This is a genomic window from Aeromicrobium sp. (assembly GCF_050700635.1).
GTDB lineage: Bacteria > Actinomycetota > Actinomycetes > Propionibacteriales > Nocardioidaceae > Aeromicrobium.
In genome coordinates, this window is sequence record NZ_JBOHDT010000152.1 from 1 (window position 1) to 14,151 (window position 14,151).

The window sequence follows — 14,151 nt, forward strand, 5'->3', positions numbered from 1 at the left end:
CGGTGACGTCCGTGGTGCGGAAGTAGAACTGCGGACGGTAGTTGTTGAAGAACGGCGTGTGACGGCCACCCTCGTCCTTGGACAGGATGTAGACCTGACCCTCGAACTCGGTGTGCGGGGTCGTCGAGCCGGGAGCGATGACGACCATGCCGCGCTCGACGTCCTCGCGCTTGGTGCCGCGCAGGAGCAGTCCGACGTTCTCGCCGGCCTCGCCGGTGTCGAGCAGCTTGCGGAACATCTCGATGCCCGTGACCGTCGTGGTCTGCTTGTGCTCGCGGATACCGACGATGTCGACAGTCTCGTTGACCTTGACGACGCCGCGCTCGATGCGACCGGTGATGACGGTGCCACGACCGGTGATCGTGAAGACGTCCTCGACCGGCATGAGGAACGGCTTGTCGACCTCACGCTCGGGCATCGGGATGTACTCGTCGACCGCATCCATCAACTCGACGATCGACTCACCCCACTTTTCGTCTCCGGCGAGCGCGGGCTGAGCGGCGACCTTGATGATCGGCACGTTGTCGCCGTCGAACTCCTGCTCGCTGAGCAGCTCGCGGACCTCGAGCTCGACGAGCTCGAGGATCTCCTCGTCGTCGACCATGTCGCACTTGTTGAGCGCCACGACCATGGCCGGCACGCCGACCTGGCGGGCGAGCAGCACGTGCTCACGCGTCTGCGGCATCGGGCCGTCGGTGGCGGCGACCACGAGGATCGCGCCGTCCATCTGGGCTGCACCGGTGATCATGTTCTTGACGTAGTCGGCGTGGCCGGGGCAGTCGACGTGGGCGTAGTGACGGTTCTCCGTCTGGTACTCCACGTGCGCGATGGAGATGGTGATACCGCGCTGCTTCTCCTCGGGCGCCTTGTCGATCTGGTCGAACGCGTAGTCCTCGTTCAGATCGGGGTACTTGTCGTGCAGCACCTTGGTGATCGCCGCGGTCAACGTCGTCTTGCCATGGTCGATGTGACCGATGGTGCCGATGTTCATGTGCGGCTTCGTCCGCTCGAACTTCGCCTTAGCCACGGGGGCTCCTCCTGAATTGATTGTTGCTTCGATTGACGCCGTCGGTCCGCGGGGAACCTCAGGACACTTTACTGAATGGTTCGCCGCTTACTCTCCGCGGACCTTCTTGATGATCTCCTCGGCCACGGCCTTGGGGACCTCGGCATAAGAGTCGAATTGCATCGAGTATGACGCACGGCCCGAGGTCTTCGACCTCAGGTCTCCGACGTACCCGAACATCTCGGACAGCGGCACGATCGCCCGGATCAGCTTCGCTCCGCCGTAGCCCTCTTCCATGGCCTGGACCTGTCCGCGCCGCGAGTTGAGGTCACCGATCACGTCACCCATGTAGTCCTCGGGCGTGTGGACCTCGACCTCGAACACGGGCTCGAGCAGGACCGGGTCGGCCTTGCGGGCGGCCTCCTTGAAGGCCATCGAGCCGGCGAGCTTGAACGCGAGCTCGGAGGAGTCGACGTCGTGGTAGGCGCCGTCCTGGAGGGTCACACGCACGTCGACCATCTGGTAGCCGGCGAGCACGCCGAACTGCATGGCGTCCTGGGCGCCGGCGTCGACCGACGGGATGTACTCCTTGGGGATGCGGCCACCGGTGACCTTGTTGACGAACTCGTATCCGCCCTCGCCTCCGGCTGCCACGCCGTTGGGCCCGATGTCGATGATGACCTTGGCGAACTGGCCCGAGCCACCCGTCTGCTTCTTGTGGGTGTAGCTGACCTTCTCGACGTTGCGCTTGATGGTCTCGCGGTACGCGACCTGCGGCTTGCCGACGTTGGCCTCGACGTTGAACTCGCGCTTCATGCGGTCGACCAGGATGTCGAGGTGGAGCTCGCCCATCCCGGCGATGATCGTCTGACCGGTCTCCTCGTCGCCGTGGACCTGGAACGTGGGGTCCTCCTCGGCAAGCCGCTGGATGGCGGTGCCGAGCTTCTCCTGGTCGCTCTTGGTCTTGGGCTCGATGGCGACCTGGATGACCGGCGCCGGGAACGTCATGGACTCCAGCACGATCGGCTTGGCCGGATCGGCGAGAGTCTCACCGGTGGTGGTGTCCTTGAGGCCCATGACGGCGACGATCTGGCCGGCGCCGACCGACGCGATTTCGGCACGCTTGTTGGAGTGCATCTGGTAGATCTTGCCGATCCGCTCCTTTCGGCCCTTCGTCACGTTGGTGACGAAGCTGCCGGCCTCGAGGCGACCGGAGTAGACGCGCAGGTAGGTCAGCTTGCCGAGGTGATGGTCCGAGGCGATCTTGAACGCCAGAGCAGCGAACGGCGCGTCCTCGGACGGCGAGCGGGTGTCCGAGACGCTCTCGTCCTTCACGTCGTGGCCCAACACGTCGCCGACGTCGATCGGCGAGGGCAGGTAGTCGATGACGGCGTCGAGCAGGGGCTGGACGCCCTTGTTCTTGAACGCCGAGCCGCACAGCACCGGGGTCAGCGAAGCGGCCAGCGTGGCGCGGCGGATGCCGGCCTTGAGCTGCTCCGGCTTGACGTCGTGCTCGTCGAGGTAGAGTTCGGCGATCTCGTCGTCGTGGTCGGCGAGCGTCTCGAGCAAGGTCTCGTGGGCTGCTGCGGCGGCGTCGGCCATGTCGGCCGGGATCTCCTCGACCTCGTAGTCCTCGCCGATGGCGGTCTCGCCGCGCCACACGAGGGCGCCCATGCCGACGAGGTCGACGACGCCGATGAAGTCGCCCTCGGCGCCGATGGGCAGCTGCAGGACGAGCGGCGTTGCGCCGAGGCGCTCACGGATGGTCTTGACGCAGTAGACGATCGACGCGCCGGTGCGGTCGAGCTTGTTGACGAAGCACATGCGCGGCACGCCGTACTTGTCGGCCTGGCGCCAGACAGTCTCGGACTGCGGCTCGACGCCGGCGACACCGTCGAACACGGCGACGGCGCCGTCGAGGACGCGCAGGTTGCGCTCGACCTCGACGGTGAAGTCGACGTGACCGGGGGTGTCGATGATGTTGATCTGGGTGTTCTTCCACCAGCAGGTCGTGGCGGCGGACGTGATGGTGATGCCGCGCTCCTGCTCCTGCTCCATCCAGTCCATCGTGGCGCCGCCGTCGTGGACCTCACCGATCTTGTAGTTGATACCGGTGTAGAAGAGGATGCGCTCGGTCGTGGTCGTCTTGCCGGCATCGATGTGCGCCATGATGCCGATGTTGCGAACACGGGTGAGATCCGTTGTGATGTCGGTAGCCACGTTAAGTCAGGTTTCCTCGTAGGTCTTGGATGAAGTCTTGGAAGTTTCCGTGAGGCCCTCGGCACGCCGAGATCCAAGCGAAACTCACGTCACCAGCGGTAGTGGGCGAAGGCGCGGTTGGCCTCGGCCATCTTGTGCGTGTCCTCGCGCTTCTTGACGCTGCCGCCGAGGCCGTTCGAGGCGTCGAGCAGCTCGTTCATCAGGCGCTCGGACATCGTCTTCTCGCGACGCTCGGCGGAGTACTTGACCAGCCAACGCAGGGCGAGGGTGGTCTGGCGGCTGGCCCGGACCTCGATCGGCACCTGGTAGGTGGCACCGCCGACGCGGCGGCTCTTGACCTCGAGGCTCGGCTTGACGTTGTCGAGCGCGCGCTTGAGCGTGATGACCGGGTCGGTGCCCGACTTGTCGCGCGTGCCCTCGAGGGCGGTGTAGACGATGCGTTGTGCGGTCTGCTTCTTGCCGTCGACCAGCACCTTGTTGATGAGCTGGGTGACCAGCTGGCTGCTGTAGACCGGATCGGTCTCGACGACGCGCTTCGGGGCGGGACCCTTGCGGGGCATCAGCTCTTCTCCTTCTTCGCGCCGTACCGGCTGCGAGCCTGCTTGCGGCCCTTCACGCCCTGCGTGTCGAGCGAGCCACGAACGATCTTGTAGCGGACACCCGGGAGGTCCTTCACGCGTCCGCCGCGGACGAGGACGATCGAGTGCTCCTGGAGGTTGTGGCCTTCACCGGGGATGTAGGCCGTGACCTCGGTGCCGCTCGAGAGCTTGACACGGGCAACCTTGCGCAGCGCGGAGTTCGGCTTCTTCGGCGTCGTGGTGTACACGCGAGTGCACACGCCACGACGCTGTGGCGAACCCTTGAGGGCCGGCGTGCTGGTCTTGACCACCTTGGTCTGGCGGCCCTTGCGGACCAGCTGGTTGATCGTGGGCACTACACAACTTCTTTCGTTTGGACAGTCGGGTTGCTGCACGACGGCAGCCACCGGAACCGGGGCACAACCGTCGGCCTGAAAGACGCCAGGCACAGCGCTTAAGACTACCCAAACGCACCACCAGATACAAAATGGCCCGGACGAGGAGCGCAGCGACGAGCTCCGGGACAGGTTGAGCGACCGCGGTGCAGCCGCCCGTTGGTCGAAACTCGGTGAGATGACCTCGAAAATGTGGGGTCAGCGGCCAGCCATCAGCTGGGCGAGGTGCAGCGCCTCGACGCCGGCGAGGTCGTCGAGCTGGGTCCGGCAGGAGAAGCCGTCGGCCAGGATCACCGCGTCGGGGCGGGCATCCCGTACGGCCGGCAGCAGCTGGTGCTCCGCGATCGCCACGGACACGTCGTAGTGGCCCTTCTCGACGCCGAAGTTGCCCGCGAGCCCGCAGCACCCGGCGAGGCGCGTGATGCTCGCCCCGGTGCGCCCGAGCACCTCCAGGTCGGCCTCGAAGCCCATGACCGACGCCTGGTGGCAGTGCGGCTGGACGACGACCTCGGTGCCGGTCAGGTCTGGCGGGCTCCAGCCTTCGGTTCGAGCGAGCAGCTCGGCGAGCGTCAGCACTCCCCCGGCGACCTCGGCGGCCCGCGGGTCGTCGAGCAGCTCGACCGCGTCGGAGCGCAGCACCGAGAGGCATGACGGCTCCAGCCCGACGACGGGCACGCCCGCGGCCACGTACGGATGCAGCTGCTCGACCGCGCCACCCACCAGCTCGCGGGCGGTGTCGAGCTGGCCAGTGGTGATCCAGGTCAGGCCACAGCACTGCGGTTGTGCGAGTGTCTCGACCTCGTACCCCGCCGCCTCGAGCACGTCGATGGCCGCCAGTCCACCGGCGGTCGAGAAGTACTCGGTGAACGAGTCCGCCCAGATCAGCACGGTTCCCTTCGCCGTCCGCGACCCGGCGAGGCGGGAGAACCGCTTCGTGGCGAACATCGGCAGGCTGCGGCGCTGGTCGACGCCGGCGATCCATCGGGCGATCGACCGCAGACCCGGCGTGCGCAAGCCGAGGTTGGCGAGCCAGGCGATCGGCGCGACGAGCCGGGCCCAGAACGGCAGCCGCCCGAGCACGTAGTGGCTGCGCGGGCGCCGCCGTCCTCGGTACGTCTGGTGGAGCACCTCGGACTTGTAGGTGGCCATGTCGATGCCCGTCGGGCAGTCGTTGAGGCAGCCCTTGCACGACAGGCACAGGTCGAGCGCCTCGTGCACCTCCGGCGCCGCGTAGCCACCGGTGACCAGGCGTCCGTCGACCATCTCCTGCAACACACGGGCGCGGCCGCGGGTGGAGTCCTTCTCGTCGCGCGTGGCTTGGTACGACGGGCACATGACGGCGCCCGACCCGCGGCCGTCGGCGAGGCACTTGCCGACGCCGGTGCAGCGATGCACAGCCCGGCCGAAGTCGCCGTCGTCGTGCAGCAGCCGAAGCCCCTGGCGCGCCGGCGCCAAGCCCGGCGCCCAGTTGCGCCCGGAGCCGCGAAGATCGGCGTCGAGGGGTGCCGGCTCGACCAGGACGCCCGGGTTGAGCAGGTTCGTGGGGTCGAAGACGTCCTTGACCGCCCCGAACATCGCGAGCGTCTCGGCGGAGTACATCAGTGGCAGCAGCTCAGACCGCGCTCTGCCGTCGCCGTGCTCACCCGAGAGCGACCCGCCGTACGACGCCGTGAGGCGAGCCGCGTCGGTGACGAAGTCGCGGTAGACGGCGTGGCCGCCGACTTCGTCGAGCGGGAAGTCGATGCGGATGTGCACGCAGCCGTCGCCGAAGTGGCCATAGGGAACGCCGTGGACTCGATGCTGCTCCATCAGCGCCTCGAAGTCGCGCAGATAGGCACCGAGGTTGGCCGGCGGAACCGCGGCATCCTCCCAGCCCGACAGACCCGGAGGATCAAGGGCCCGCGCGGCCAGCCCCGCGCCCTCCTCCCGGACGCGCCACAGAACGGCCTGCTCGCCGCGCTCGGTGACGTGGCGGTGCGCGAGGGCGTCGGACGCGGCGGCAACGCGCTCGGCGGTGGCCGCGAGCTCGGCGGCGTTCTCGCCGGCCAGCTCGACGTAGAGGAAGCCGTCGCCGTCCGGCAGGTCCGGGACCGAGCCTGCACCGTGAGCCATCCGATAGACCTCGACGACGCGTGCGTTGAGACCTTCGCAGGCCACGGGCTCGAACGGCAGCATCGCCGGGACGTCGTCGGCGGCCTCGGCCATGCTCGGGTAGCCGAGCACCACGAGGTGCCGCACCGAGGCGTCCGGCACCAGGTCAACCGTGGCCCCGAGCACCACGCCGAGGGTTCCCTCGGTACCGGCCATGAACGAGGCGACGTCGAAGCCGCGCTCGGGGAGCAGGTGCTCCAGGCTGTACCCGGACACCTGCCGGCCGAACGTGCCCATCTCGGTGCGCACGATGGACAGTCCGCCGGAGACGACCGCGCGCAAACGCTCCAGGGTCGGCGAGGTGGGTGCGAGGTTCCGGCCCACCACCAACCGCTCCCCTGCCACCGTGACGACGTCGAGGCCGGCCACGTTGTCGGCGCTGCGTCCGTAGCCGAGCGCACGGTTGCCACAGGCGTTGTTGCCGATCATGCCGCCGACGGTGCAGCGGGTGTGAGTCGACGGGTCCGGGCCGTACCGCAGGCCGTGCGGCGCGGCCATGCGCTGCAGCGAGGCGTGGACGACACCTGGGTCGACGGTCGCGGTGCGGGCTGCCGGGTCGACGGCGTGGACCCGGTTGAGGTGCTTGGCGAAGTCGACCACCACCCCGGCTCCGACGGAGTTGCCCGCGATAGACGTACCGGCACCGCGTGCCGTGATGGGCACACCGGTCGTCGCGCAGGCCTCGACGACGGCAAGCACCTCCTCCACGTGGCGGGGTCGCACGACGACCCGCGGCACGACGCGGTACAGCGAGGCGTCCGTGCTGTAGAGCGCGCGGGTGAGGGACGAGTCGTCGACGTCCGCCACCCCCAGTCGTCGCAGCTCGGCGACGACGTCGGTTGTGGTGCTCGCGGTCGCCTGTGTCACCAAAGCTCGATCGACTCGTCGAGGATGCCCGCGACGTCGTCCTCGGTGACCTCCCGCGGAGCCGTGGCCAGCAGGCGCTGCTGCTTCATCGTGCCCTCGACGAGTGCGTCGACGTCGCCCGAGCCGTAGCCGACCTCGGCCAGACCGGACGGGATGCCGACCTCGCGCATGATGCCCGTGAGCACGCGCGGGAGGTGGTCGGCCGGATCGTCCGGACGCTCCGCCCAGTCGTCGGTCGAGCCCTTCGACAGCAGCTCTGCTGCGCGCACGTGACGCTCCGGCGCCGCCTCGAAGGTGAATCCGAACGCGGCCGGCGCCGTGAGTGCGACAGCCATGCCGTGCGGCACCATCGCGTGGTCTGCGTCGTAGCCCTCGGGCTTGAAGTCACGGACCTGACCGGCGATCGGGTAGGCGTTGGCATGTGGGATGTGGACGCCGGCGTTGCCGAAGCCAAGGCCCGCGAACGTCGCGGCCATGGCGACCTGGGTGCGTGCGGCGAGGTCCTTGCCGTCGTGCACGGCGGTGCGGAACGCACCCGCCATCAGCACGAGTGCCTGCTCGGACCACATGTCGGCGATGGGGTTGGACCCGCAGTACGGCACTCGCTCTTCGGCATTCTTGTGCTCGTACGACACATACGGACGCGCGGTGTAGCTCTCCAGCGCGTGGCAGAGGATGTCGAGACCGGCAGCCGCCGTGACCCCGGACGGCTGCGTCAGCGTGAGCTCCGGATCGACGACAGCGAGGGTCGGGCGCAGGCGCGGGTGCGAGATGCCGGTCTTGACGTGCTGACTCACGACGTCGAGCACACAGATCGTGGTGCTCTCGCTCCCCGTTCCCGTGGTGGTCGGGACGGCGACGAGTGGGAGCAACGCGTTGGTGGGTGACTGAGCGCGTCCGACCGGGGCGTTGATGTAGTCCATCAGGTCGCCGTCGTTGGTGACCAGGAGGTTCACGGCCTTCGCGGTGTCGATGCTGCTGCCGCCGCCGACTGCGACGATCGCCTCGAACGGGCCCTCCGACCGGGCGAACTCGATCGCCTCGATCATGCTGGCATCGGTGGGCTCGACCCGACTGCGGTCGAACACGACCGCCTCGACGCCGTCGGCGCGCATGGCGTCGGCGATTTCACCGGGCGCTCCGGTGGCGGCGACGCCCGGATCGGTGACGACCAGCACACGGCGCGCGCCGAGCTGGGCGAGGTCGAAAGCGAGCTCGTGACGCGCACCCACCCCGAACTTGAGCCCGGGGGCACCATAGGTGAAGACAGTTTCGGGATGCTCGGGCCGGAAGCCGGTCACGGGGGCTCTCCTCGGGTGGAAGAATGTCGACGACAGAGCCGAGGATACGCGTCGGCGACCGGACGAACGGACCGTGTCGACCATGGGATGGGAAGCGATGAGAAGACGGGCCGCGGTCGCGTTGGCAGCATGCGTGCTCGCCGGTACCGCCGCTGGTTGCGACCAACCAGTCGGCGGCTCGTCTACCGATCGGAGGAACACCTCGGACCGGCCCGCACCCACGGACATCTCGGAGCACGAGTCAGGTCCGGACAGCCCGATCGCGTACGGATTCCAGGTGCCTCGCGGCGCGACGCAGGTCGGCCCGCTGGTGCGGTACCGCAGCGAGAGGCTCATCGCGTCGTACAAGCCCGAGCTCGACGCGGCGCAGGCCCAGCGCGACGCCGAACAGCAACGTCGGCGCACGGAGGCCGAGGCCAACGGCACTCCGCTCCCGTCCCCGACACCGACGCCCACCACGCAGCCCAGCGACGACACCTTCCGGGTGCTCGAGTCCCCACCCAAGCCCGACACCACGATCTCGCTTATGCGCATCGACGGCTCGCCGACCGAGGTCGTCCGGCGCATGGCGGCGCAGATCGACGTCATCCTGCCCGACGCCGATATCATCCGTAGCGACATCAGCTCGTACTGCGACGAACGCGACCGCCGGATCACCGGGTGCAGGATCGAGGCCGAGGGCAAGGGTCCCAACGAGCGCGACCTGAAGGTCACGCTCAGGGTCGACCCGGGCAACATCCGGACCCGAACGGCTCCCCCGGCCACCAACCAGAGCCCGGTCATGAAGCTGACGGTCGAGTATGTCGGCGATCCCCGGCGCGGCCAGCTCGACCGTCGCGGTGACAGCGACATCGATGTCCCGAGCGAGGTCACTCAGCCCGACACGTCCGGGCTGATCTGGCCCAAGATGGACGAGGACGCGCCGCTCACCACGCCGCTGCTCAACGACTGGACTCCGCCTCTCGGCTCGACCGTGCTGCTGAGCGGTTTCGAGCCGGACTTCGTGGGAGTCGCGACCACCAAGGCGCTGGATGCGGACCGAATCGCGTCGATGTTCGCCGAGTCCGTCTCCAAGGAGCCCGCCAAGGACGTCGTGGAGGACCTCAACGAGATCACCACCACCTACATCGCCGAACGCAAGAACGGAGAGACCGCGTTGGCGAGCTACGTCCTCTCCGCCCGCGGCTATTACGCGATGCTCTTCTACACCCCACCGGACAAGAAGGGCGGGCCTCCCGCTCCCTGATGGATCAGGGAGCGTGGCATCCGCGCCCGATCCGGCAAGGCCGAGGAGGGATGCGCGGGCCGGGGTGGGGGCACCTCCCGCGGGTCTGCCCGTGGGGGCGGCGCAGACCGACGAGAACGCCGCCGGTCGGGATGCGGGGCCGCGCGAGCCCATCAGGGAGCGGAAGGTGCGCCCTTAAACTGATCGAGATGGTCGAGCACGTAGCCGACCACCGGTAGCAAGGGACCGGGTGCGGCGTCTGGTGCCTGCGGCGGCAGCTCGGCCAGCGGCACCCACCGCACCAGATCGGTCGTCCCGTGCTTCTCCACGACCCGCGGTTCGACGCTCGTGTCGACGTCCACGGCGTAGAGCAGGTGAACGCCGTGGAAGTCCTCGTACCGGTCCCCCCGACCCAGGTCGACGACGTGAACGTCGTGCACGTCGACGAGCCGGCGTGAGCGGGCCCGCATCCCGGTCTCCTCGTACAGCTCACGCTCCACTGCCACGTGCGGCGACTCGCCATGGTCGACGCCGCCGCCGGGCAACGCCCACCAACCGGCCGGGAAACCGGACGCCGAGATGCGGGTGAGAAGCAGCGCATCATCGTGCACGACGACCGCGTAGGCACCGAGCCGTTGCGTCCGCAGGTTGGGGTCGGCCCCATGGTCAGCGGAGTCCACCGTTCCTCCTAGGTTCGTCTCAGCCGGAGCCATTAGAGTCAACCACGATGACTGCGCTCGAATCGGTGCCCGTGACGACCGCTCCAACGAAGGAGCGGGTGGCCTACCTCGACAATGCCCGCTACTGGGTGATGCTCCTGGTCGTCATCGGGCACTCGCTCACACAGTTCGGCGACATCGACTCCGCTCGCGCCGTGTACGTGTGGATCTACGCGTTCCACATGCCGTTCTTCGTCCTGATCTCCGGATACACGGCGCGGCGTTTCATGGGCGATGCGCGGCAGGTGCGACGCACCGTCAGCACCCTCGTGGTGCCGTACCTCATCGTCGAGACGTCGATGCAACTCATCACCCGGCACTACACCGGTGACCCCGACCCGTTGATGATCCTCTCGCCGCAGTGGCTGGCGTGGTTCCTGGCCGCGTTGTTCGTGTGGCGGCTGACCACGCCGATCTGGCGGGCGCTCAAGTACCCCATCACCACGTCGATCATCATCTCGCTGACGGTCGGGCTCTTCGAGATCCCGAACGTGCTCGCCCTGCCCAAGATCCTCGGCTTCCTGCCGTTCTACGTCGTCGGTATGCACATGAGCCGGGAGTGGTTCGAGCGGCTCACCGAAATCCCGGTGCGGATCGTCTCGGGCATCGTGCTGGTGGTGGCGTTTCTTATCTGCTTCCGGTACTCGGCCGGCTGGGAGACCGACTGGCTGCTCTGGAAGCAGCGGTACGACGAGTTGCCGCTCAGCGCCACACCGCTCGAGGGCATCACCCAGCGCGCCGAGCTGCTGGTGGTCGGGTTCGTGATGACGTTCGCCGCGTTGTCACTCGTGCCCAAGCGCCGCTCGTGGACCACTCGGCTGGGCGGTCGCACCTTCTACAGCTATCTCCTGCACGGCTACGTGATCCTGTTCCTGACGCACCAGCTCGGACTCTTCAGCAGCATCGAGCCGTACGGCGTTCCCGCGGTGATCGCCTGCATCATCGGTGCCACCATCCTGGCCAACCTGCTCATGTTCGAGGTCGTCGCCAAGATCTTCCGGCCGGTGTTCGAGCCGAAGCTCAACTGGCTGTTCAGGACGCCGCCGCCCAGGGACCAGTCGGCCGAGGCGACCGGTCCGTCGACCAAGATCGAGGCCTGAACCTCATCCGGACGTGCAGAAGGCCCCCGCCGATGGCGGGGGCCTTCTGGGCTCGCTCCTCAGCTCATTCGTACGACGTGAAGTCGAAATCGTCCAGTTGAACCGGTGCGGAGTCCGGTGAACCGAAGCCGTAGTCGTACGACTCGTAGCCGGTGACCGCGTAGGCCGCCTGGCGGGCCTCCTCGGTCGGCTCGACCCGGATGTTGCGGTAGCGCTCCAGGCCGGTGCCGGCCGGGATGAGCTTGCCGATGATGATGTTCTCCTTGAGCCCGCGCAAAGCGTCCGACTTGCCGTGGATCGCCGCGTCGGTGAGGACGCGCGTCGTCTCCTGGAAGGATGCTGCCGACAGCCACGACTCGACCGCCAGCGACGCCTTCGTGATGCCCATCAGCACCGGACGTCCCGAGGCGGGTGTGCCGCCCTCGGCCACGACGCGGCGGTTCTCCTCCTCGAACCGGGCCCGATCGACCAGGTCACCGGGGATGAGCAGCGAGTCGCCCTGTTCGATGACCGTCACGCGACGGAGCATCTGGCGCACGATGATCTCGATGTGCTTGTCGTGGATGGCCACACCCTGGCTTCGGTAGACCTCCTGGACCTCGCTCACGAGGTGCTCCTGCGCCCGGCGAACACCGAGGATGCGCAGAACCTCCTGCGGATCCGGCGTGCCGTGCGTGAGCTGGTCGCCGACCTCGACCTGGTCGCCGTCCTGCACGAGCAGCCGGGAACGCTTGGTGACCGGGAACTCGAGCGGCTCGGAACCGTCATCGGGGGTGACGACGATCTTGCGGGTCTTGTCGGTGTCGTCGATGGCGACACGGCCGGCCAGCTCGGTGATGGGCGCCTTGCCCTTGGGCTGACGCGCCTCGAACAGCTCGACGACGCGAGGCAGACCGTGGGTGATGTCGTCACCGGCCACACCACCGGTGTGGAAGGTGCGCATGGTCAGCTGCGTGCCTGGCTCACCGATCGACTGGGCCGCGATGGTGCCCACCGCTTCTCCGATGTCCACCAGCTTGCCTGTGGCGAGCGAGCGTCCGTAGCACTTGGCACACGTACCTGCCTTGGCCTCGCAGGTGAGGACCGTGCGGACCCGCACCTCCTCGATGCCGGCCGCGACGAGCTGGCCGATCTCGACGTCGCCGAGGTCACCGCCGGCCTCGACGAGTTTGTCGCCGGACTTCGGGTCGGTGATGGCCGTGGCGGCATTGCGCGAGTAGGCCGAGGTCTCGACGTTCTCGGCGGGCACCAGCGTGCCGTCGTCGAGACGCGTCGCGATGACCTTGGGCAGGCCTCGCTCGGTGCCGCAGTCGTCCTCACGGATGATGACGTCCTGGCTGACGTCGACGAGCCGTCGCGTCAGGTAGCCGGAGTCGGCCGTGCGGAGCGCGGTGTCGGCCAGGCCCTTGCGGGCGCCGTGGGTGGCGATGAAGTACTCGACCACCGACAGGCCCTCACGGAAGTTGGCCTTGATCGGGCGCGGGATGATCTCGCCCTTGGGGTTGGCCACCAGGCCTCGCATGGCCGCGATCTGACGCACCTGCATCATGTTTCCGCGGGCACCGGAGTTGACCATCATGTAGATGGGGTTGTCCTCGTCGAAGTTCTTCTCCATCTCGGCCGAGACCTCGGCGGTGGCCTGGGTCCAGATCTCGATGAGCTCCTGGCGACGCTCGTCCTCGGTGATCAGACCCTTGTCGAACTGCTGCTGGACCTTGGCGGCCTGAGCCTCGTAGGTGGCGAGGATCTCGGGCTTGCGCTCCGGCGTGACGACGTCCTCGATCGAGATCGTGACGCCCGACCGGGTGGCCCAGTGGAAGCCGGTGTCCTTGAGCGCGTCGAGCGCAACACCCACGTCGACCTTCGAGTAGCGCTCGGCGAGGTCGTTGACGATGACGCCGAGCTGCTTCTTGCCGACCTGGTAGTTGACGTACGCGTAGTCCTCGGGCAGCGCCTCGTTGAAGATCGCGCGGCCGAGCGTCGTGTCGATGGTCTCGACGGTGCCCTCGGCGTTGGCGATGCGGATCTTGACCTTGCTCTGCAGGCTGATCTCGCCATGGTCGAACGCCATGACGGCCTCGGCCATCGAGCTGAACCCGCGGCCCTCGCCGGGCTGGCCGTCACGCTCGAGCGTGAGGAAGTACAGCCCGATGACCATGTCCTGCGTGGGCATGGTGACCGGCCGGCCGTCGGCCGGCTTGAGGATGTTGTTCGTCGAGAGCATGAGGATGCGGGCCTCGGCCTGCGCCTCGGCGCTCAACGGCAGGTGGACGGCCATCTGGTCGCCGTCGAAGTCGGCGTTGAACGCCGAGCACACCAGCGGGTGGATCTGGATGGCCTTGCCCTCGATGAGCTGCGGCTCGAACGCCTGGATGCCCAGACGGTGCAGGGTGGGTGCGCGGTTGAGCAGCACCGGGTGCTCGGTGATGACCTCTTCGAGGACGTCCCACACCTCGGCGCGGACGCCGCGCTCGACCATGCGCTTGGCGCTCTTGATGTTCTGGGCGTGATTGAGATCGACGAGCCGCTTCATGACGAACGGCTTGAACAGCTCGATCGCCATCTGCTTGGGCAGGCCGCACTGGTGCA

General features: G+C 67.8%; 10 protein-coding genes. 2 read left to right on the forward strand and 8 right to left on the reverse strand.

The window, feature by feature from the left end; genetic code table 11:
* From tuf to ACRDPN_RS11610, 6 genes are all read right to left on the reverse strand, one after another.
* Nucleotides 1-1,027, reverse strand: a 1,027-nt coding sequence (gene tuf / locus ACRDPN_RS11585) for an elongation factor Tu (RefSeq protein ID WP_431447849.1), incomplete at its 3' end; no start/stop codon positions are given.
* Between the two features lie 87 nt (nucleotides 1,028-1,114).
* Nucleotides 1,115-3,226: an elongation factor G gene (gene fusA / locus ACRDPN_RS11590; RefSeq protein WP_431447852.1), complete on the reverse strand. Its 2,112-nt coding sequence runs from the start codon at nucleotides 3,224-3,226 to the stop codon at nucleotides 1,115-1,117.
* Nucleotides 3,227-3,315: 89 nt separating this feature from the next.
* Entirely contained in the window at nucleotides 3,316-3,786 is a 471-nt protein-coding gene (gene rpsG / locus ACRDPN_RS11595; RefSeq protein ID WP_431447855.1) for a 30S ribosomal protein S7, read from the reverse strand.
* Nucleotides 3,786-4,160 carry a 30S ribosomal protein S12 gene (rpsL, locus tag ACRDPN_RS11600; protein WP_431447858.1) on the reverse strand — a complete coding sequence of 125 codons (375 nt, stop codon included), beginning with the start codon at nucleotides 4,158-4,160 and terminating at the stop codon, nucleotides 3,786-3,788. The genes rpsG and rpsL overlap by 1 nt, the downstream gene beginning before the upstream one ends.
* 237 nt (nucleotides 4,161-4,397) lie before the next feature.
* Complete coding sequence (locus ACRDPN_RS11605) at nucleotides 4,398-7,217, reverse strand: FAD-binding and (Fe-S)-binding domain-containing protein (protein ID WP_431447861.1); 2,820 nt, start codon at nucleotides 7,215-7,217, stop codon at nucleotides 4,398-4,400.
* Nucleotides 7,214-8,518: a hydroxyacid-oxoacid transhydrogenase gene (locus tag ACRDPN_RS11610; RefSeq protein WP_431447864.1), complete on the reverse strand. Its 1,305-nt coding sequence runs from the start codon at nucleotides 8,516-8,518 to the stop codon at nucleotides 7,214-7,216. Before ACRDPN_RS11610 ends, ACRDPN_RS11605 begins: the two co-directional genes overlap by 4 nt.
* A gap of 97 nt (nucleotides 8,519-8,615) precedes the next feature.
* Here ACRDPN_RS11610 and ACRDPN_RS11615 point away from each other — a divergent pair, with 97 nt between their 5' ends.
* Nucleotides 8,616-9,764, forward strand: coding sequence for a hypothetical protein (locus ACRDPN_RS11615; protein WP_431447867.1), 1,149 nt, complete (start codon nucleotides 8,616-8,618; stop codon nucleotides 9,762-9,764).
* A gap of 152 nt (nucleotides 9,765-9,916) precedes the next feature.
* Here the strand turns inward: ACRDPN_RS11615 and ACRDPN_RS11620 are convergent, their stop codons facing one another.
* Complete coding sequence (locus ACRDPN_RS11620) at nucleotides 9,917-10,423, reverse strand: NUDIX hydrolase (RefSeq protein WP_431447870.1); 507 nt, start codon at nucleotides 10,421-10,423, stop codon at nucleotides 9,917-9,919.
* A 47-nt stretch (nucleotides 10,424-10,470) separates the two neighbouring features.
* On the opposite strand from ACRDPN_RS11620, the gene ACRDPN_RS11625 reads away from it, so the two are divergent.
* Nucleotides 10,471-11,562 carry an acyltransferase family protein gene (locus ACRDPN_RS11625; RefSeq protein WP_431447873.1) on the forward strand — a complete coding sequence of 364 codons (1,092 nt, stop codon included), beginning with the start codon at nucleotides 10,471-10,473 and terminating at the stop codon, nucleotides 11,560-11,562.
* Nucleotides 11,563-11,626: 64 nt separating this feature from the next.
* Here ACRDPN_RS11625 and rpoC read toward each other — a convergent pair.
* Nucleotides 11,627-14,151, reverse strand: a 2,525-nt coding sequence (gene rpoC, locus ACRDPN_RS11630) for a DNA-directed RNA polymerase subunit beta' (RefSeq protein ID WP_431447876.1), incomplete at its 5' end; no start/stop codon positions are given.